Raw genomic sequence first — 652 nt, forward strand, 5'->3', positions numbered from 1 at the left:
GTCGGATAAAATGCCATCATTTTTTCAAAAACAGAACGTTTAATCGACATAAACCCCGTCGGTGCTTCGCCCATTTCAAGAAAGCCGTTCGGCAGAATATTTAAATTTACTTGATTGTTTTCATCTGTTTTATCAATGTTGATGGTGTAACGTGTGCTGGCGCTTTCAAATTGTTGGCGGCTCATTTCTGGAAAAATATGGCTCGGAAACTGTTCGTGCTTTAACGGATAAACACCGGCCGCAATCTCATAATCGGACAATAACAGACGGAAAAAAGCATTGGGTTCAAAACCAATATCGGAATCAATCCAGCACAAATGTGTCCATGTCGGATTTGCCATAAAGTCTGCAACGGCATTATTGCGCGCTCGAGTGATTAAACTCTCACCGCGCTGCATTAAAACCTGAAATCGCAATCCGACAGCATGCGCATGTTCGGTTAAATTGAGTAATGAGGTGACATAATTATGAAAATATTTACCATCATGGCTTGGCGTGACGATAAGCGGGTACATCTGTGTTAATGCACTGTGATCTAACATTTTTTACCATCATAATGAATTTATAACATGCTATAATGATACTTCATGTTCAAAAAATACACCAATTAAAAAGCCGTTTCTTTGGTTGTATTTTTGTTATAATTTGGTTA

The 652-nt window shown here is 38.5% G+C and carries 1 protein-coding gene; it reads right to left on the minus strand.

Annotated features, from left to right (window positions below):
- A partial coding sequence (locus FHQ30_RS12815; RefSeq protein ID WP_500692274.1) for a hypothetical protein occupies positions 1-542 on the minus strand: 542 nt, incomplete at its 3' end.
- Positions 543-652 lie beyond the last annotated feature (110 nt).

The organism is Testudinibacter sp. 'clade 2', assembly GCF_006227735.1.
Classification (GTDB): Bacteria; Pseudomonadota; Gammaproteobacteria; order Enterobacterales; family Pasteurellaceae; genus Chelonobacter.